This is a genomic window from Saccharothrix sp. HUAS TT1, from assembly GCF_040744945.1.
In the GTDB taxonomy this organism is placed as follows: Bacteria; Actinomycetota; Actinomycetes; order Mycobacteriales; family Pseudonocardiaceae; genus Actinosynnema.
In genome coordinates, this window is sequence record NZ_CP160453.1 from 5,410,916 (window position 1) to 5,429,597 (window position 18,682).

12 protein-coding genes are annotated in these 18,682 nt (G+C 73.0%); 5 read left to right on the forward strand and 7 right to left on the reverse strand.

The annotated features are described in order from the left end of the window. Positions 1–191: 191 nt before the first annotated feature. Positions 192–1,109 (reverse strand): GDSL-type esterase/lipase family protein, encoded by a 918-nt coding sequence (locus tag AB0F89_RS24510; RefSeq protein ID WP_367127921.1) that lies wholly within the window; start codon positions 1,107–1,109, stop codon positions 192–194. Between the two features lie 259 nt (positions 1,110–1,368). On the opposite strand from AB0F89_RS24510, the gene AB0F89_RS24515 reads away from it, so the two are divergent. Next, positions 1,369–4,593: a GH92 family glycosyl hydrolase gene (locus AB0F89_RS24515; protein ID WP_367127922.1), complete on the forward strand. Its 3,225-nt coding sequence runs from the start codon at positions 1,369–1,371 to the stop codon at positions 4,591–4,593. A 78-nt stretch (positions 4,594–4,671) separates the two neighbouring features. On the opposite strand, the gene AB0F89_RS24520 is transcribed toward AB0F89_RS24515, so the two are convergent. The 3 genes from AB0F89_RS24520 to AB0F89_RS24530 all read right to left on the reverse strand — a co-directional run bounded on the left by AB0F89_RS24520 (position 4,672) and on the right by AB0F89_RS24530 (position 9,525). Continuing rightward, positions 4,672–7,749 carry a BTAD domain-containing putative transcriptional regulator gene (locus AB0F89_RS24520; RefSeq protein WP_367127923.1) on the reverse strand — a complete coding sequence of 1,026 codons (3,078 nt, stop codon included), beginning with the start codon at positions 7,747–7,749 and terminating at the stop codon, positions 4,672–4,674. A gap of 72 nt (positions 7,750–7,821) precedes the next feature. Continuing rightward, on the reverse strand, positions 7,822–8,589 hold the full coding sequence (locus AB0F89_RS24525) for a calcium-binding protein (RefSeq protein ID WP_367127924.1): 768 nt from the start codon (positions 8,587–8,589) through the stop codon (positions 7,822–7,824). Between the two features lie 99 nt (positions 8,590–8,688). After that, a complete protein-coding gene (locus AB0F89_RS24530) occupies positions 8,689–9,525 on the reverse strand; it encodes a hypothetical protein (protein WP_367127925.1) in 837 nt (278 codons plus the stop codon). A 238-nt stretch (positions 9,526–9,763) separates the two neighbouring features. Between AB0F89_RS24530 and AB0F89_RS24535 the strand changes: the two genes are divergently transcribed. Next, positions 9,764–11,314 carry a S8 family peptidase gene (locus AB0F89_RS24535; RefSeq protein ID WP_367127926.1) on the forward strand — a complete coding sequence of 517 codons (1,551 nt, stop codon included), beginning with the start codon at positions 9,764–9,766 and terminating at the stop codon, positions 11,312–11,314. An 83-nt stretch (positions 11,315–11,397) separates the two neighbouring features. On the opposite strand, the gene AB0F89_RS24540 is transcribed toward AB0F89_RS24535, so the two are convergent. Continuing rightward, positions 11,398–13,215, reverse strand: a complete 1,818-nt coding sequence (locus tag AB0F89_RS24540) for an ABC transporter ATP-binding protein (protein WP_367138994.1) — start codon at positions 13,213–13,215, stop codon at positions 11,398–11,400. 38 nt (positions 13,216–13,253) lie between these two features. Next, positions 13,254–14,987: an ABC transporter ATP-binding protein gene (locus AB0F89_RS24545; RefSeq protein ID WP_367127927.1), complete on the reverse strand. Its 1,734-nt coding sequence runs from the start codon at positions 14,985–14,987 to the stop codon at positions 13,254–13,256. Between the two features lie 97 nt (positions 14,988–15,084). On the opposite strand from AB0F89_RS24545, the gene AB0F89_RS24550 reads away from it, so the two are divergent. Continuing rightward, positions 15,085–15,711: a TetR/AcrR family transcriptional regulator gene (locus tag AB0F89_RS24550; protein WP_367127928.1), complete on the forward strand. Its 627-nt coding sequence runs from the start codon at positions 15,085–15,087 to the stop codon at positions 15,709–15,711. On the opposite strand, the gene AB0F89_RS24555 is transcribed toward AB0F89_RS24550, so the two are convergent. Further along, the gene (locus tag AB0F89_RS24555) at positions 15,698–16,579 is read right to left on the reverse strand and encodes a virginiamycin B lyase (RefSeq protein ID WP_367127929.1); all 882 of its coding nucleotides are present in this window, start codon (positions 16,577–16,579) and stop codon (positions 15,698–15,700) included. The two genes, AB0F89_RS24550 and AB0F89_RS24555, sit on opposite strands and share 14 nt — an antisense overlap. Positions 16,580–16,710: 131 nt before the next feature. On the opposite strand from AB0F89_RS24555, the gene AB0F89_RS24560 reads away from it, so the two are divergent. Next, positions 16,711–17,766 carry a hypothetical protein gene (locus AB0F89_RS24560; RefSeq protein WP_367127930.1) on the forward strand — a complete coding sequence of 352 codons (1,056 nt, stop codon included), beginning with the start codon at positions 16,711–16,713 and terminating at the stop codon, positions 17,764–17,766. A gap of 9 nt (positions 17,767–17,775) precedes the next feature. Continuing rightward, positions 17,776–18,681 (forward strand): radical SAM protein, encoded by a 906-nt coding sequence (locus AB0F89_RS24565; protein WP_367138996.1) that lies wholly within the window; start codon positions 17,776–17,778, stop codon positions 18,679–18,681. Position 18,682 lies beyond the last annotated feature (1 nt).

Sequence of the window (18,682 nt, forward strand, 5' to 3'; positions counted from 1 at the left end):
GGCGGTCGATGCCAAGGCGCACCGGCGCCGCGCTCGCGGGCCGTCAGCTCCTCAAGCCCGCAGGACCGCGCGGACGGGCCTGGCGGGGTGGGGTGGGTGCGTCATGCGGTGCGGGTCCTCGTCGCTGGTCCGGCCGCTCACCCTGGTCGCCCCGGGCTCGCGCGACCGCAAGCGGAAGCCCCGGTCGCGGTCTAACGCCCGATGGCGGTCAGCACGGCCGTGGCGATGGCGTCGTGGCCGGCGGGTGTCGGGTGCACGTCGGTGCGCTCGCAGAAGTACGTCAGGGCGCACGCCTTGGCGACCGGCGCCGGGATCTGCCCGTAGGTCGGGTCCTCGGTCATCTCGGTCAACGGCTCGTAGCCGCCGGTCGCGGCCGTGATGTCGACGAACTCCGCGCCGACCTTCTCGTACTCGGCCTTGAGGGCGGTGTTGAAGAAGTCGCGGAACAGCGACACCGACAGCCGGGCGAGGTCCTGGCCGTTCGGGAAGGCCGGGGACACCCACGCGCCGAGGAACATGTCCGGGTAGGTCAGGCCCACGATCCGCGCGTCGCCGGCGGCCTCGCGCAGGGCGGGCAGGATGACGGCCAGGTTGGTCCGGATCTCGGCCACGGCCCGGGACGCGCACCCCATCGCGTCACCCGACTGCGCGCACGGCGCGAGGTCGTTGCCGCCGATCACCACCGTGACCAGGTCGATCCGACCCCGGTTCTCGCGCAGGGTCTGCACGGCCAGGTCGAGCTGGGTGCGGCCCGCCGGGTCGGGCGCGTCGGGCCCCCGGTTGTTGGCGGCGCAGCCCGCCTGACCGCGCAGCTGGCCGGACGTCGCGCCGCTGCACGCCAGGTTGACCAACCGCAGGTCCGACCGCTCGGCGACGAGGTAGGGGAAGCCGTCCCGCCCGGAACCGCCGGCATCGGCCGGCCGCGCGCCGGTGGCGTAGGAGTCGCCCAGGGACACGTACACGCGTTCGGCGGGCGGTGCGCTGCTGGACGGTGCGCTGTCGGATGGTGCGCTGTCGGACGTGGAGGGGGAGGTCGAGGGGTTTCCGGTGCACGCGGCGAGCACCGACAGCAGCGCTCCGACCAGTGCGGTTCGCCGAAGTGCCGGCACGCTCGCCCCTCCCTGCCCGGTGGTTGATCGTTCCCAGCCTACAGCGGCTCCCGCGCTCGCACCGGGTGGTCCACTGTGGACCGGACGGGTGCTCCGGCGGCCGTTCGGCCGGCGACCCGATTCCACACCGCCGTGGAACCTGACCGGTCAGGGAGGTGGACAGGGCTGGACTAACGAGGCGGTGGTGCGCGACAGTCGTGGCGGTGACCGGGCACCCGGGTCGCCTGACAACGTTGTCACCCAGAGAGGTCCACCGCCGATGCCGCTCCGAAGAGGCAACACGCTCCTGCTGGCCGCCGCGCTGGTCCTGCTCGGGACGCCGGCGACCGCCGTTGCCGCAGCCCCCGACCCCGTCGACCCGACCACTCTGGTCAACCCGTTCGTCGGCACGCAGAACTTCGGCAACACGTTCCCCGGCGCCAGCGCGCCGTTCGGCATGGTGCAGGTCAGCCCGGACACCGGCGGCCAGGGCGGGTACGACTACCAGCAGTCGGAGATCCACGGCTTCAGCCAGACGCACCTGTCGGGCGTCGGGTGCGGGGTGGCCGGCGAGTTGCCGGTCATGCCCACGACCGGCCCGGTGGACAACGTTGACACGGCCGGCTACCGGTCGAAGTACTCGCACGACGACGAGGAGGCGCGGCCCGGCTACTACCGCGTCGGCCTGTCCCGCTACGGGGTGAACGCCGAACTCACCGCGACGCCCAGGACCGGCTGGCAGCGGCACGCGTTCCCGGCCGGGTCGCAGGCGAACGTGCTGTTCAACACCGGCAAGGCGAACCAGCAGGTGCTCGACTCCGAGGTGCGCGTCGTCGGCGACCGGACCGTCGAGGGGCGCATCCGCGCCGGCCGGTTCTGCGCCGGGCGCGACGAGCACACCGTGTACTTCACCGCGACGTTCGACCGGCCGTTCGCGAGCTTCGGCACGTGGCGCGGCACGACCCGGTCGCCGGGCGTCCCGGACGCGGCGGGCCAGGGCGGCAACGGCGCGTGGGTGACGTTCGACGCGACCGCCGACCGGGACGTGGTGCTCAAGGTCGGCCTGTCCTACACCGGGCTGGACGGCGCGCGGAAGAACCTGGCGGCGGAGACCGGCGACTCCTACGACTTCGACGCCACCCGCGCACGGGCGCACCAGGCGTGGGTGGAGCGGCTGAACTCGATCCGGATCGACGGCGGCGCGCCGGAGCGGCGGGTCGCCTTCTACACCGCGCTCTACCACTCGCTGCTGCACCCCAACCTCGCCGGCGACGTGGACGGCCGCTACACCGGCTTCGACGGGCGGGTGCACACCGCCGAGGGCTTCACGCCGTACCAGAACCTGTCGCTGTGGGACACCTACCGGCCGCAGAACCAGCTGCTGGAGCTGCTGGAGCCGCAGGTCGCCCGGGACGTCGCGCTGTCGGTGGTGGCGAGCGGCCGGGACGGCGGGTGGTTGCCGCGCTGGGCGCTGGCCAACAGCGAGACCAACATCATGACCGGTGACCCGGTGACGCCGTTCCTGGTCGAGGCGTGGTCGAAGGGCCTGCTCGCCGGGCACGAGGAGGAGGCGTACGAGCTGCTGAAGCGCAACGCCACCACGTTGCCGCCCGCCGACTCGCCGTACAACGGCCGGTCCGGCGTCGAGCACTACAGCGAGCGCGGCTACATCCCGTCGGGCCTCACGCTCGGCGTGGACTGCGCGCACAAGGGCGGCGACAACGACTGCGTGCACCCGGCGTCGGCGACGCTGGAGTACGCGGCGGCGGACGCGGCGCTCGCGGTGATGGCGCAGGGCCTGGGCAAGCGGGACGACGCGCGCCTGTTCGCCGACCGGGGGCAGTGGTACCGCAACCTGTGGGACGCCTCGACCGGCCACTTCCGGCCGCGCACGGCCGAGGGCACGTGGGTGACGCCGTACAACCCGGTCGACGCCGGCCACCAGTTCCACGAGGGCGGCGCGTTCCAGTACCAGTGGCTGGTGCCGCAGGACCCGAACGGCCTGGTGCGGCTGATGGGCGGACGTGAGGCGACCGAGGAGCGGCTGGACGCGTTCTTCGCCTACGACGAGCTGTTGACCGACCCGGCGGGAACCGTGCGCGAGGACTGGATCACCCAGCCCTACGACTACTACGGCAAGCCCACGTACAACCCGAACAACGAACCGGACCTGCTCGCGCCGTACTTCTACCTGTCCACGGGCACGCCCTCGAAGACCGCGACCGTGGTGCGGGCCGCGATGACGTTGTTCACCACCGGTCCGGACGGCATGACCGGCAACGACGACCTGGGCACGATGTCGGCCTGGTACGTGTTCTCGTCGCTGGGCCTGTACCCGACCATGAGCGGCGGCGACTTCCTGGCGCTGTCCAGCCCGCAGTTCCCGGGCGCGACCGTCCGAACGGGACAGCGCACGCTGACCATCACCGCGCCGGGCGCGAGCGACGCCAACCGGTACGTGCAGCAGGTGTCGCTCAACGGCCGGGACGTGCGCAAGACGTGGCTGGACTGGGACGCCGTCGTCGCCGGCGGCACGCTGGCGCACCGGCTCGGCGCCACGCCGTCGTCGTGGGGCACCGCTCCCGGCGCCGAGCCGCCGTCGATCAACCGCGCGCAGGCCGACGACCGGCGGCACGTCGACGCGTCGCTGCGGCAGACGTCGGCGGTCGTGCCGACGGCGGACGCGCCGCAGACCGTCGCGCTGACCCTGGACGTGCTCGCCCAGGCGCCCGGCGCGGTGCCGGTGCGGGTGGCGGCGACCGCGCCGGCCGGCTGGTCGGTCACCACGCCCCGGCTGCTGACGGTGAAGTCCGGTCGGCTGCCGACCCAGCGGTCGGCGCAGGTGGTGGTGACGGTGCCCGCCGGCACGCCGGTCGGCGAGCACCCGGTGCGGGTCACCGTGAGCGGGCCGAACACCGTCGTGCGGGAGGCCGTGGTGGAGGTGCGGCAGGCGGCGACGTGCGCGGTGGCGGGTGAGCAGTGCGCGGTGGACCTGACCGCGGAGCTGAACCACGACGGCACGGCCACGGTCGCGGCGCCCGGCGAGGGCGACTTCGACGGCCAGGGCTGGAGCTACGACGCCGAGCTGCTGCCCGCCGCCGGCGCGGTGGCGCTGGGCGGCGTGACCTACCAGGCCCCGGACGCGACCGGGACGGCCGCGAACTTCGTCGAGGCGCGCGGTCAGGCGATGCTGCTGCCCGAGGGTGGGTACAGCTCCCTGCGCCTGGTCGCGTCGGCGCACAACGGTCCGGTGACCGCCGGTGTGACGGTCCGGTACGCCGACGGCAGCACCGCCGAAGTTCCGGTGACGGTCGGCGACTGGGCCGGCTCCGGCGGCGCCGTCGTGCTGGAGATGCCGCACCGCATCAAGGCCGGTCAGGGCGTGGACGGCCCGCCGGTGCGGCTGTTCGGCGCGACCCTGCCGCTCGACCCGGCCAAGACCGTGCACTCCGTGACGCTGCCCGACGACCCGCGGGTGGAGGTGTACGCGATCACGCTGGTGTAGGCCGTCGGCCGAGCCCACCCGGCGCCGGGGCAGGACGCGCCGGGTGGGCCCCGCCGCTCCGGCGGCTGCCGACCGCGATCACGTCACGCCCACCACGTCCGGGACGGCCAGCACCGCGCCGCGTGCGACCGCCGCGTGCCAGTGCCGCTCGCCCAGCAGCTCCACCCCGGCCGCGCGCACCTGGTCGAGCGACGGCACGTCGACGGCCGGCGCGGGCACGCCCAGGTCGTCGCGCAGGGCGGTGGCGAGACCGGTCAGCTCGGCGGCGCGGGTCGGGTCGCCGAGCGCCAGGTGCGCCGCCGCCATCGCGTCCAGCACACCGGCCTGCCGCCAGCGGTCGCCGACCTGCCAGTGCGCTTCCAGGCTCCGGTGCAGGTCGGACAGCGCGGCGGCGGCCCGCCCGGCGCGCAGCTCGACCAGGCCGAGCAGGTTCAGCGCCCAGGCGGCGCCCTCGGGGAAGTCCAGCCCGGTGAACACGGTCAGCGCCTGCTCGGCGAGCCCGCGCGCCCGCTCGTCCTGGCCCCGGTGCAGCGCGACGAAGGCCAGGTGCACCCGGACCGACGCGGAGTTCTCCGGGTCGTCCAGCGCGCCGTAGCGGCGCAGGGCGCGTTCCAGCAGCGGCTGCGCGGTGTCCAGGGCGCCGGCGAGCCAGGAGTTGAACCCGGTCATCTGCAGGACGTCGGCCTGGCCGGGGTCGTCGTCGGTGTCCTGGTAGGCGAGCAGCGCCTCGGCGTACCACGCGCCCGCGCGCACGTGCTCGCCGCGTTCGCAGGCGATCGACCCGAGCAGCCGCAGGCAGCGCGCCGCCGCCGGGGTGTCGCCGTCCTCGCGGTAGCTCGACAGCGCCGCGTTCGCGTGCCGCGCGGCCTCGGCGTAGGAGCCCTCGAAGTAGCTGAGGAACGCGACGGCGAGCACGGCCGGCGCGCGTTCGGCCGCGGTCGCCCCGGTCTGCCGCTCCAGGGCGTCCAGCAGCCAGCGGCGCCCTTCGGCGTACCGCCCGCGCAGTCGGCAGTAGCGGGCCAGCGCGACCGCCATGGTCAGCTCGTCCGGGTCGCGCCGAGCGGCGTGCCGGGCCAGGGCGGCCCGGACGTTCTCGTGGTCGGCGGCGAGCCGGTCCAGCCAGTGCGCCGCGTCCGGCCCGCGCAGCCGGCGGTCGGTCTCCCGGGCCCGGTCCAGGTAGTGGGCGGCGTGCCGGTCCCTGGCCGCGCGGTCCTCGTCCGGTTCGGCGGCCAGCCGCCCGGCGGCGTGGTGGCGCAGCGTCTCCAGCAGCCGGTACCGGGTGCGCCCGCCGCGGCGGTCCGCGACGACGAGCGACTTGGCCTCCAGTTCGGCGAGCACGTCGACGGCGGCGGCCTCGGACTCGGACCACACGTGCGCCGCCGCGTCCAGCGCCCAGCCGCCGGCGAACACCGCGAGCTGCCGGAACCGCTGCCGGGAGGCCGGGCGCAGGGCCTCGTAGCTCCAGGCCAGGGCGGCGTCCAGCGCGCGGTGGTGCGGCCTGCCGTGCGCCGGGCCGCGCAGCGTGCCGGGTTCCCGCAGGCGTTCGGCGATCTCGGCGACGGTGAGGACCGCGGTGCGGGCGGCGGCCAGTTCCAGGGCCAGCGGCAGGCCGTCGAGCCCGGCGCAGACCGCGGCCAGCGCCGGCGCGTCCGCGTCGGTCAGGTCGCGGACCGCGGGCAGGGCGGCGCGGGCCAGGAACAGCCGGACGGCGTCGTAGCGGCGCAGCTCGGCCAGCGTGCGGGCGTCCGGGCCGGGTGTCGGCAGCGGGCGCACCGGCCACACCGTCTCACCGGCCGCGCCGAGCTGGCCGATGCTGGTGGCGAGCACGCGCAGTCCGGGGCAGGACGGCAGCAGGGTGGCGAGCAGCGCGGCGCACGCCTCGGCCAGGTGCTCGCAGTTGTCCAGCACCAGCAGCAGCCGCCGGGACCGCAACGCGCGCACGAGCGCGGCGGGTGTCGGGTTCTCTCGCACGCCGACCGCCTCGCACACGGCAGCGGGCAGCAGGTGCGGCTCGGCGGTCGCGGTGAGGTCGACGAACGCGACCGCCGAGTCCCGGGCGACGACCTCGGCCACCGCGATGGCCAGCCGGGTCTTCCCGCTGCCGCCGACGCCGGTGAGGGTGGTCAGCCGCCGCTCGGCGAGCAGGCCGACCAGCCCGGCGACGTCGACGTCGCGACCGACCAGCCCGGTCACCGGCGCCGGAACACCGGACACCCACTGCCCGCCACCGCCCTGTCCGCTGCCTTGCCCGCCACCGTCCTGTCCGGCCACCGGTAGGCCGCCGCCCTGCCCGCCGCCGTCTTGCCAACCGCCGCCTTGCCCGGTCACCGACTGCCCGCCGCCCGGCCCGGTCACCGGCGTTCCGGACCTCGGCGCCGTTCCGCCGATCCACCCACCCGCCGCCGTGATCGGCAACCCCGCGGTCTCGTCGTCGGCCAGGACCAGCGCCTCCAACCGCCGCAGCGCGGGACCCGGCCGCACGCCCAGCTCCGCCGCCAGCACCGCGCGCGCCCGCCGGTACGCCGCCAGCGCGTCGGCCCGCCGACCGTCCCGGTGCAGGGCGAGCACCAGCAGCTCCCACAACCGCTCCCGCAGCGGGTGCCGCACGACCAGCGCCTCCAGCTCCGCCCCGACCGACCGGTGCCCGCCCAGCGCGAGATCGGCCGCGCACAGCTCCTCGACCACCTGCAACCGCAGCTCGTGCAACCGGTTCGCCTCGGCCCGCGCCCACTCGCCCAGCGCGCAGTCGACCAGCACGTCACCGCGCCACAGGTCCAGCGCGGCCCGCAGCCGCCGGGCCGCGGCCTCCGGCGACTCGGCGCGGTCGGCCTTGATCAGGCGGGTGAACCGGTCCACGTCCAGCTGGTCGGGCGGCACGGTCAGCACGTAGCCGGGCGGCCTGGTGCCGACCAGCCCGCCCAGGCCGCGCGCGTCGAGCGCCCGCCGCAGGTGCGCGACGTGGGAGTGCAGGCCGCGCAGCGCCGACGGCGGCGGCCGCACGTCCCACAGCCCGTCGATCAGCGCCTCCTGGGACAGCACCTGCCGGGCGCGCAGCGCCAAGAGCCCGAGCAGCGCGCGCCGCATCGGCCGGCCGATCGGGACCGGACCGCCCGGACCGACGACCTCCAGCGGGCCGAGCACCCTGATCTCCAGCATCCCGGTGGTCGCTCCTCTCCGGCGCCTGCTGGGAGGAGCGACGACCACCGCCGGAAATACACCGGAACCGGCTCAGGTGACGGATTCGCAGCCCACCGCCGTCCCACCGCCCTCGCCGACGTCGCAGCCGTCGACCTCGGCGCCGCCGTCGAGCAGGTCGAACCCCGCGCCGCCGACGAGCCGGTCCGCGCCCGCCGAGCCGGACAACCGGTCGTCACCGGGGCCGCCGACGAGCTTGTTCGCCGGCCCGGACCCGATGAGCACGTCGTCGCCCGCGCCACCCACCAGGTGCTCCACCGACCGCTGGACGGTGTCCCGCTCGCCCGGCGAGCCGTCGTCGCCCACCGCGCCGTCGAGGTCCGCCAGCACCCCGTTGACCCGCTCGGCGTAGGCGACCACGTCGTCGTCGGCGCCGCCGTCCAGCACGTCGTCCCCGGACCCGCCGTCGAGGACGTCGTCCCCGTCCGACCCGTTGAGCACGTCGTTCCCCGCGCCGCCCAGCAGGTGGACCGACATCGGGTCGCGGACCAGCAGCCCGTCGTCACCGTCGCGGCCGTCCAGCACGACCGCCGTGACGCCGGTCAGGTCGCAGGTCACCTTGTTCGGGTAGCCCGAGGCGGGGGAGGGGACGCACCCGCCCAGCAGGTCGATCGGGCCGGCCTTGTCGTCGACGTCCACGTGGCCGGCCCCGCCGGGCAGCAGGCTCACCCGGTTGGCGACCCCGTCGTGACCGGTGAAGCGCAGCGTCGCGCCGAACACCCCCACCGACCCGGCCGCGACGGGCGCGGCCGGTGCCAGCGGGAGGATCAACAACGACGCGGCGATGCCCAACACGCGCACTGTGCTCTCCTGTCGTCCTGGGAACGTTGTGCGGCGCAGGGGAGCAGCCGCCGGTTGCCGTCCGGTTGCCGCGCAGGCCCCCGGACGGCGGTCCGGTCGTCAGCCGCAGATGCCGTACCCCATCAGCCCCCAGGCCGGTGGGGCGGCCCCGGTCGCCTTGTTGGCGCGCGCGGCCATCGTGTCCGCGTCGACCGCGTGCACGACGTCCAGGTACACCAGGCCGCTGCCGGGGGTGATCGACGCGCCGACGCTGTAGAGCGCCCGGCCGTTCGCGCAGGACGTGTTCAGCGACTTGGACGGGTCGACCGACACCGGGGCCGACCACATGACCAGCTGCGCGGTGGTGTTGGCGCACACCGCGAACGCGGTGACGCTCCAAGTCGTCCGGTTGCGGCCGGGGATGAGCGTGCCGCGCACGGTGACCGACTTGAGCGTGCTCGACGGCACGACGTGGTCCAGCACCACGTCACCGCCGCCGTTGTTGATCCGGCCGCCGACGCCGATCAGGGTCTTGTCGCCGCACCCGGCGGACACGACCGAGGCGCTGAGCGGGCCGGTCACCGACACGACGTCCCACCCCGCCGGCGGCGTGGCGCACAGGGCTTCCCCCGTCATCCGCCAGAGGTCGGGCGTCGACCGGGCCTCCCTCAGCGTGGTGGTGAAACCGCTGCCGTCGTCGTGCGGTTCGAGCCGGTCGATGGCGATGTCGCCCTGGACCGTCGTCGACGGCGCGGTCAGGTAGCCACCGCCGCCGGTGACCACCGTGCCCGGCGGGCAGTTCACGGTGACCGACTTGTCCGCGCTGCTCGACGCCGTCGTGACCGCCACGCGCACGTGTCCCGGCGGGTCCGCCGCCGCGGGCGCCGCCGCGCCGAACCCCGAGACCGCTGCGGCGGCCAGGACCGCCACGACCCGGGCCGCTCTGGTGATGACCATGGGAGCACCTTCCGTCCGTGCGGCCGGGCCACACCGGCCGGCCGCGCACCGACGAACCCTGGGCCACGCCGGCTGCCGAACGCCTGCCGTCCGGTTGCCGCCCGGCCTCGCGACCGGCAGGGGGCAGCCGGGCCGCCGGACAGCGGCAGTTCTTACGGGCTGCCGCACCGGTCCGCGCCGCGACCACCGGCCGACGTGTCACGCTCGGTGGTCGGATCTCAACCCTGCGGAGGTTTCGATGAAGCGGAAAACCGTTGCGGTGAACGGGGTGTTGGGCGTCGCGGCGCTCACCGCCGGGCTGCTGGTGGGTGCGCCACCGGCGGGCGCGGCGGAGGGCGACATCAAGCTCGCCGCCGCCGGCACGGCCGTGCCGGGGCACTACCTGGTGGTGCTGGAGGACGAGGCCGGCGCCCAGGCGGCCGACCTGACCGCCAAGCACGGCGGCACGGTCACGGCCACCTGGCGGCACGCGTTGCGCGGCTTCGCCGTCAGCGCCAGTGAGCGGGAGGCGAAGAGGCTGGCCGCGGACCCGGCGGTCCGGTCGGTCAGCCAGGACGGCCTGGTCCAGGCGGTCGCCACCCAGCCGAACCCGCCGTCGTGGGGCCTGGACCGCATCGACCAGCGCGACCTGCCGCTGAACGCGTCCTACAACTACGACACGACCGCGTCCAACGTCCGCGCGTACATCCTCGACACCGGCATCCGGACCACCCACTCGACGTTCGGCGGCCGGGCGTCGTGGGGCTACGACGCGGTGGACGGCACCAACACCGACTGCAACGGCCACGGCACGCACGTGGCGGGCACCGTCGGCGGCAGCCAGTACGGCGTCGCCAAGGGCGTGCGGCTGGTCGCGGTCCGCGTGCTCAACTGCGCGGGTTCCGGCACGTTCGCCCAGGTGGTCAGCGGTGTCGACTGGGTGACCGCGAACGCCGTCAAGCCCGCGGTGGCGAACATGAGCCTCGGCGCGCCCGCCTCGGCGGCCACCGCGCCCCTGGAGGCGGCGGTGCGCAACTCCATCGCCTCCGGCGTCACGTACGCCCTGGCGTCCGGCAACTCCAACAGCGACGCGTGCGGCTTCAGCCCGGCGCTGGTGCGCGAGGCGATCACCGTCAACGCCTCGACCAGCTCCGACGCGCGCGCGTCGTTCTCCAACTTCGGCACGTGCTCGGACATCTTCGCGCCCGGCCAGGACATCACCTCGTCGTGGCACACCGGCGACGCCGCCACCAACACCATCAGCGGCACGTCGATGGCCGCACCGCACGTCGCGGGCGCCGCGGCGCTGCACCTGGCCACGCACACCGGTGACACCCCGGCGACCGTGCAGGCCGCGCTGGTCAACGCCTCCACGCCGAACAAGATCACCAACCCGGGCGCGGGCTCGCCGAACCGCCTGCTGCACACCGGCACGACCACCGGCGGCCCGTCGACCGTCACGGCGATCCGCTACCTCGGCGGTCGCGGCGACCACCTCACGTCCGTCACCGGCGCGCCGTCGGGCTACGTGGTCGAGACCTCCCTGGGCCGGCTGCTGACCGCCCAGGCGCCGGGCACGCACCCGCTGTACCGCTGCGTGATCGGCTGGGACAACTTCACCTCGTACGACGTCAACTGCGAGGGCCAGACCCGCGTCGGCCTGCTCGGCTACGCGCACGACGGCCAGGTCGCCGGCAGCCACCCGATCTACCGCTGCCTGGTGCGCGGCAGCGGTGACCACATGGAGTCCTACGACGCGAACTGCGAGGGCCAGATCACCGAGGGCAACCTGGGCTACTTCCTCGACTAGCCGGTAGCCGCGACCCCGTCCGCGGGGGAGCGGGTCGCGGTCTCGGCGGTGGTTCCGGGAGGGGCCACCGCCGAGACCGGCGGTCAGACCGCGGCGGCGAACTGGGCCGCGTAGAGGCGGTGGTACGAGCCCTCGGCGGCCATCAGCTCGTCGTGGCTGCCCTGCTCCACGATCCGCCCGGACTCCATCACCAGGATCACGTCGGCGTCGCGGATGGTCGACAGCCGGTGGGCGATGACGAAGCTCGTCCGCGACGACCGCAGGGCCGCCATGGCGTGCTGCACCAACGACTCCGTGCGGGTGTCGACCGAGCTGGTCGCCTCGTCCAGGATCAGCAGCGACGGGTTGGCCAGGAACGCCCGCGCGATGGTCAGCAGCTGCTTCTCGCCCGCGCTGACGTTCGTCGCCTCCTCGTCGATGACCGTGTCGTACCCGTCCGGCAGCGTGCGCACGAACCGGTCCACGTAGGTGGCCCTCGCCGCGGCGATGATCTCCTCGTCGGTGGCCGACGAGTTGCCGTAGGCGATGTTGTCCCGGATCGTCCCGCCGAACAGCCACGTGTCCTGGAGCACCATGCCGGTCTGCGAGCGCAGGTCCTCCCGCTTCAGCGCGGTGATGTCCACGCCGTCCAGCGTGATGCGCCCCGAGTCCAGCTCGTAGAACCGCATGATCAGGTTGACCAGCGTGGTCTTGCCCGCGCCGGTCGGACCGACGATCGCCACCGTCTGGCCGGGCTCGGCCACCAGCGACAGGTCCTCGATCAGCGGCTGCTCCGGCCGGTAGGAGAAGCCGACGTGCTCGAACTCCACCCGGCCGCGGCGCTCGGCGGGCAGCGACGCCTCCGCCGGGTCCGGCTCCTGCTCCTCGGCGTCGAGCAGTTCGAACACCCGCTCGGCCGACGCGACACCGGACTGCATCAGGTTCGCCATCGACGCCACCTGGGTCAGCGGCTGGGTGAACTGGCGCGAGTACTGGATGAACGCCTGCACCTCGCCCAGCGTCATCGCGCCGGACGTGATGCGCAGACCGCCGACCACCGCGACCGCGACGTAGCTGACGTTGGACAGGAACATCATCATCGGCATGATCAGGCCGGACACGAACTGCGCGCCCATCGCCGAGCCGAGCAGTTCGTCGTTGCGGCGCTCGAACTCCTGCTCCGACTCCCGCCTGCGGCCGAAGACCTTCACCAGCTGGTGGCCGGTGAACGCCTCCTCGATGTGCGCGTTCAACGCGCCGGTGTGCTTCCACTGCGCCACGAACAACGCCTGCGACCGCTTGCGGATCCGCCCGGTCGCCACCACCGAGATCGGGATCAGCAGCAGCGCGATCAGCGTCAGCAGCGGCGAGATCGTCACCATCATCACCAGCACGCCGACCACGGTCAGCAGCGACACCAGCAGCTGGCTCAGCGTCTGCTGCAGCGTCGTGGCCACGTTGTCGATGTCGTTGGTGACCCGGGACAGCAGCTCGCCGCGCGGCCGGCCGTCGAAGTAGCGCAGCGGCAGCCGGTGGATCTTCTCCTCCACGTCGGCGCGCAGCCGGAACACGAAGCGCTGCACCACGTTGTTCAGCACCCGGCCCTGGAAGTAGCCGAACACCGACGACGCCAGGTACAGCGCCATCACCCACAGCAGGACGGCGCCCAGCGCGGCGAAGTCGACGCCCGCGCCCGGCACGCCGCGCGCCCGGCCGAGCACGCCCTCGAAGATGATGTCGGTGGCGTGACCGAGGATCTTCGGCCCGGCCACCGAGAACGCCACGCTGATGACGCCCAGCGCCACCACGAGCAGCAGCGCGGTCCGCTCGGTCCGCATCCGCCGGGCGAGCCGGCGCGCGGACGGGCCGAAGTTCTCCGCCTTGCCCATCGGCATGCCCATGCCGGGCATGCCGCCGCCCATCCGGGGCGGCGGGGCGGAACGGGACGGGGTGGTGGTGCTCATGCGGCCTGCTCCGAGGTCAGCTGCGACTGGACGATCTCGACGTAGGTGGGGCAGGTGTCGAGCAGTTCGTGGTGGGTGCCGATGCCGACGACGCCGCCGCCGTCGAGCACCACGATCCGGTCGGCGTCCAGGATCGTGGAGACGCGCTGGGCGACGATGACCACGACCGCGTGCCGCGTGTGCGGTCGCAGCGCGGCGCGCAGCCGTGCGTCGGTGGACAGGTCGAGCGCCGAGAACGCGTCGTCGAACAGGTAGATGTCCGGCTTGCGGACCAGCGCGCGGGCGATGGACAGCCGCTGCCGCTGGCCGCCGGACACGTTCGTGCCGCCCTGGGCGATCGTCGCCTCCAGCCCCTCGGGCATCTCGGCGACGAAGTCGCGCGCCTGCGCGACCTCCAGCGCCTCCCACAGCTCCTCGTCGGTGGCATCGGGGTTGCCGTAGCGCAGGTTGGACGCGATCGTGCCGGTGAACAGGTACGGCCGCTGCGGCACCAGGCCGATCCGCGAGCACAGGGCGTCGACGTCGACCTCGCGCACGTCCGCGCCGTTGACCAGCACACCGCCCCCGGTCACGTCGATCAGCCGCGGCACCAGGTTGAGCAGGGTCGTCTTGCCGGTGCCGGTGCTGCCGATGATCGCGGTGCGCTGCCCGGCCTCGGCCCGGAAGGTGATGTCGCGCAGCACCGGCTCGTCCGCGCCGGGGTAGCGGAACTCCGCGCCGCGGAACTCGACCGAGGCGTGCCGGGGCAGTTCGGGCAGCGGGGTGGTCGGCGGCACGACCGAGGATTCGGTGTCCAGCACCTCGTTGATCCGCTCGGCGCTCACCGCGGCCCGCGGGATCATCATGGAGATGAACGTCGCGAACATCACCGCCATCAGGATCTGCATCAGGTAGCTCAGGAACGCCGTCAGCGCGCCGATCTGCATCTCGCCGGAGTCGACCCGGTACGCGCCGAACCACAGCACGGCGACGCTGGAGCCGTTGAGCAGCAGCATCACCACCGGGAAGATCATCGCCTGGAGCCGCCCGACGCGCAGCGCGGTGTCGGTGAGGGCGCTGTTGACGTCGGCGAAGCGCCGGGTCTCGGCGCGCTCCCGGACGAAAGCCCGGACCACCCGGATGCCGGACAGCTGCTCGCGCAGCACGCGGTTGACCTCGTCGACGCGCTCCTGCATCAACCGGAACTGCGGCACCATCCGGACGACGATCAGGCCGACGGCGATCGCCAGCGCGGGCACGCACACGACGAGCAGCCAGGACAGGCCGACGTCCTCGCGCAGCGCCATGATGATGCCCGCCACGCACATGATCGGCGCGGTGACCAGCATCGTGCAGGACATCACCACGAGCAGCTGGACCTGCTGCACGTCGTTGGTGGTGCGGGTGATCAGCGACGACGGGCCGAGCGTGGCGACCTCGCGCGCGGAGAACTCGCCGACGCGGCGGAAGACGGCGGCGCGGACGTCGCGGCCGAAGCTCATCGCGACGCGGGCGCTGTAGTAGACCGCGCCGACGGACGAGAGGATCTGGACGATCGAGACGGCGACCATCCAGCCGCCGGTGGACAGGATGTAGCCGGTGTCACCGGCGGCGATGCCGAAGTCGATGATGTCGGCGTTGAGGCTCGGCAGGTACAGCGAGGCGATGGTGCCGATCAGCTGTAAGACGAGCACAACCGTCAACTCGCGTCTGTACGGCCGCAGGTGGTTGCGCAGCAGGCGGCTCAGCAACGATGCTCCCCCATAAGAAACGGATCGTGTCTGGCATGCAAGGTAGACCCGGACGATAAGAAACGCAAAGTATCTAAAGAGAGGGCAAAGGGACAGGGTGTCAGGGACGAAGTCGCGCCGTCGTGGGGCGCAGCTGGAGCAGGCCATCCTGGACGCGGCCTGGGACGAGCTGCGCGCGGTCGGCTACGCCCGGCTCACCGTGGAGGCGGTGGCCACCCGGGCGGGGACGAGCAAACCCGTCATCTACCGCCGCTGGGGCGGGCGGGCCGAGCTGGTGCTGGCGGCGTGGATGCGCCACGTGCCGGTGGAGCACGACGTGCCCGACACCGGCACGCTCAGCGGTGACCTGCGCGACCTGTTCGGCCGCATCGCGCGCCGGGCCGACTCGATGATGAACGAGGTGGTGGCGGGCGTGATGGGGGAGGCGTTCCGCCACCCCGAGGTCACCGCGCTGCTCGGCGAGCGACTGGCCGACCCGTCACCGCTGACCGAGGCGGTGGAGGCGATCGTCGTCAACGCCGTGGCGCGCGCCGAACTGCCGCCGGTCGACCTGCCGCACCGGGTGAAGCGGCTGCCGCTCGACCTGGTCCGCTCCGAGTCGATGATGGCCAACTGCGGCGCCGCGCTGACCGAGGAGGCGGTGGCGTCGCTGGTGGACGAGGTCTACGTGCCCCTGCTGCACGGCCTCGCGGCGGCGCGGGCGGAGGAGATCAGCGGGGGGTGACCCTGGCCAGGGCGCCGCTCTCCAGCGCGACCCACAGCGCGCCGTCCGGCCCGACCGCGATGCCGTGCGGTTCCGAGTGGGCGTCGGGCAGGGCGTGCGACCGGACCTCCAGGTCCGAGGTGATCACGCCGACCCGGTTGCCCGCCCACTCGGTGAACCAGTGGTTGCCGCGGCCGTCGGCGACGATCGCGTGCGGCCGGGCCTCGCGGTCGGCCAGCGGGAACTCGGTGACCGTCCCGTCCGGGGTGATCCGGCCGACCTGACCCGCGTTGATCTCCACGAACCAGACGGCGTCCGCGCCCGCGCAGACGCCCACCGGCCCGGCGCCCGGCGTCGGCAGGGGGTGGACGGCCACCTCGCCGCTCGCGTCGATCCGCCCGATGGCGTTGGCCTGGTTGAGCGCGAACCACATCCCGCCGTCCGGGCCCGCGGTGATGGCGGACGGGTACGAGCCGGAGACCGGCAGGGCGAACTCGGTGATCTCGCCGCCGGTGGTGATCCGGCCGATGCGGTCGGCGTTGACCTCGGTGAACCAGAGCGCGCCGTCGTGCCCGACCGCGATCCCGTACGGCCCGCACTCCGGCGTGGGCGGCGTGAACTCCGCCAGCGCGCCGTCCGTCGTCAGCCGGCCGATGCGGTGCGCCAGGTGCTCGGTGAACCACAGCGCGCCGTCCGGGCCGGTGACGATGACCGTCGGTCCGCTGCCCGGCTCCAGCCGGTGGCTGGTGGACTCCCCGCCGGGCTCCAACCGGCCGATCGCGCCGGCCCGGACCATCGCGAACCAGAGCGCCCCGTCGGGCCCGGCGGTGACGCCGTACGGGCCGCTGTCGCGGTCGGCGAGGTCGAAGGTCTCGATGGGAAGTGACACGGCGGGTGGTCGTTCCTCGTCATTCGGCGGTGGTGAGGTCGATCATCGCAGACCCTGGCGTTGGTGGAGTCGATCGGCGGGTGGCTCTGGTTGACTGCTGCGGGGGGACGGCCACTGTTCGAGGAGCGTGGATGGCATCGGCTGGTTCGTTGAGCGCCCGGGAGATCGCACTCGCGGAACGCTTGATCAGTGCTGGTCTGGATCAACCGCAGGCTGTGCTCGCCGTCGCCATGTGCACGCGTGGTCATGCCCGGCCTGAGCGGGAGGTGGTGGACCTCGTTCGCCAGTACCCCGGCTTGTCGACCCCTGGAGTCGCGGAAGCGGCCCTGGCGGCACTCCGCCGCCGGGGTTGGGTGGTCGAGCGGGAGGTCAAGGACACGATGGTCCTCTGCAGCGCCTCACCCGACCTGCCGGTCCAGTCCGCGGAATTCGTCGGGGATCCGGCCTTCGCCGAGGCGATGCGGCAGAGCCGGAGCGTGAACCAGCCCGAGGTCCGGATCTTGGGCCACATGCACGACCCTGGTGTCTACGAGACCTTCGGGCCGCGAATCAGGACGGCGACGCACGAAATCCTGTTGCCGATGATCAACACCACGCCGAACCTCGCTCAAGTCGCCGACCTGCAGAGCGTCGCTCGCTCCGGGGTGTCCGTCAGGGTCCTCCTCGCGGCGCCGAAACTCGCCGCGAGGATTCGCGGGAATGTTTCACTCGCGGAGTCGAAGGGGAGGATCGAGGGGTGGGTCAGGAATTCGGACGGGTACGACAACTTCGAAGTGAGGGTGACGAACCGCGCATCGGACCTGTGGGCGGCCAGCAGCATGTACCTCGACGGTCGTCTACTCAGGTTCGACGTCTTCGACCCGGTTTCCCAGCGCACCACCCAAGGCGTCATGGTCGAGGTGGTGGCCGACGGTGTGACGAACCTGGCGCTGATCTTCAAGGCGATGTTCGACGAGGCGTGGCAGAGGAGCCGCAGACCGGGATTCACCGGAGCACTGACTGCCATCACCCGCGTGATCTGGTTGCCCGTGATCGCCGCGTTGGCCTTCGGAGTGGCACTCCTCCTCGCGAGCCCCAGTTCGGTGCCCGTCGCCTTCACCGGCGGTGTCCTGGCTGGACTGATCTCGAACTACCTGCCGAGGGTGCCGGAGGCCGTGTCACGAGTGGTCGAACGGCTGAGGAGGTAGGTGGAGCGGATGGCAGGACACTGCGCGGCGTGCACCTCGCTCGCGATCGTGTCGCCCGGTTGTCGCGAGGCGTTCGTCCGCATAGGGGTGACGAAGCTGCACTGGGAGTGCTGGTCCTCGTGCAACCTGCACTGCAAATTCTGCTACCGCACGGAGGACGTTCCTCTCGACCACGAGTCCGGGCTGAGGCTGATCGACGTGTGCGCGTACGCCGGAGTGCGGACCTTCGTCTTCGCTGGTGGCGATCCCTCGCTCCGCTCAGACCTGTCAGAACTCATCGACCATGCCTGCGCATCAGGTCTGGTGGTGGAGCTTCAGTCGAACTTCCAACGGTTCGACGCTCGTGTCAGGGACAGGGTCGCGGACGGACGGGTATCGCTCAGCGGCTTGTCCCTGGACGCGGCGACGTCGTCGGCGCACGATGGTTTCAGGTCCACCCGGGGCAATTTTCGCGCCGTGATTTCTGCGCTGGAATTCCACGAGGGTGCCGGTGCTCCGGTCATAGTCAGAACCGTCATCACCCGGCAGAACTGGCGGGAGACTGCGGAGATCGCCGAGCTGTTGTCGCGCTACGAGGTCGTCAAGCGTTGGTCCTTGCTGCAATTCACCCCCGTGGGACGGGGTTTCGCCAACGCCTCGATGTACCGACTCGATGACGAGCGGAACTTCGAAGACGCCGCCCGGACAGCAGTTGAGAACTACCGGGGCGCCGGTGAAGTGGACATCTACCGATCAAATGACAAGCAAGGAACCTATGCGCTGGTCACCGCTGCGGGAAATCTGTACGGCGTGACTCCGGAACCGGCCGGCGGCACGTACCCGGTGGTGGGATCCATGCTGCGCGACCACCTCTCGACCCTCGCCGCCGGTCTGCCGTTCTCACGGCACCGCCACCAGGTCAGGTATGGCCACTGAG

Bases quoted from the DNA above. Each gene is read 5' to 3' on its own strand.
- AB0F89_RS24540 (WP_367138994.1), bottom strand. From the start codon at position 13,215: ATGGGCGGCGGCATGCCCGGCATGGGCATGCCGATGGGCAAGGCGGAG.
- AB0F89_RS24560 (WP_367127930.1), top strand. From the start codon at position 16,711: ATGGCATCGGCTGGTTCGTTGAGCGCCCGGGAGATCGCACTCGCGGAA.
- AB0F89_RS24530 (WP_367127925.1), bottom strand. From the start codon at position 9,525: ATGGTCATCACCAGAGCGGCCCGGGTCGTGGCGGTCCTGGCCGCCGCA.
- AB0F89_RS24520 (WP_367127923.1), bottom strand. From the start codon at position 7,749: ATGCTGGAGATCAGGGTGCTCGGCCCGCTGGAGGTCGTCGGTCCGGGC.
- AB0F89_RS24535 (WP_367127926.1), top strand. From the start codon at position 9,764: ATGAAGCGGAAAACCGTTGCGGTGAACGGGGTGTTGGGCGTCGCGGCG.
- AB0F89_RS24515 (WP_367127922.1), top strand. From the start codon at position 1,369: ATGCCGCTCCGAAGAGGCAACACGCTCCTGCTGGCCGCCGCGCTGGTC.
- AB0F89_RS24565 (WP_367138996.1), top strand. From the start codon at position 17,776: ATGGCAGGACACTGCGCGGCGTGCACCTCGCTCGCGATCGTGTCGCCC.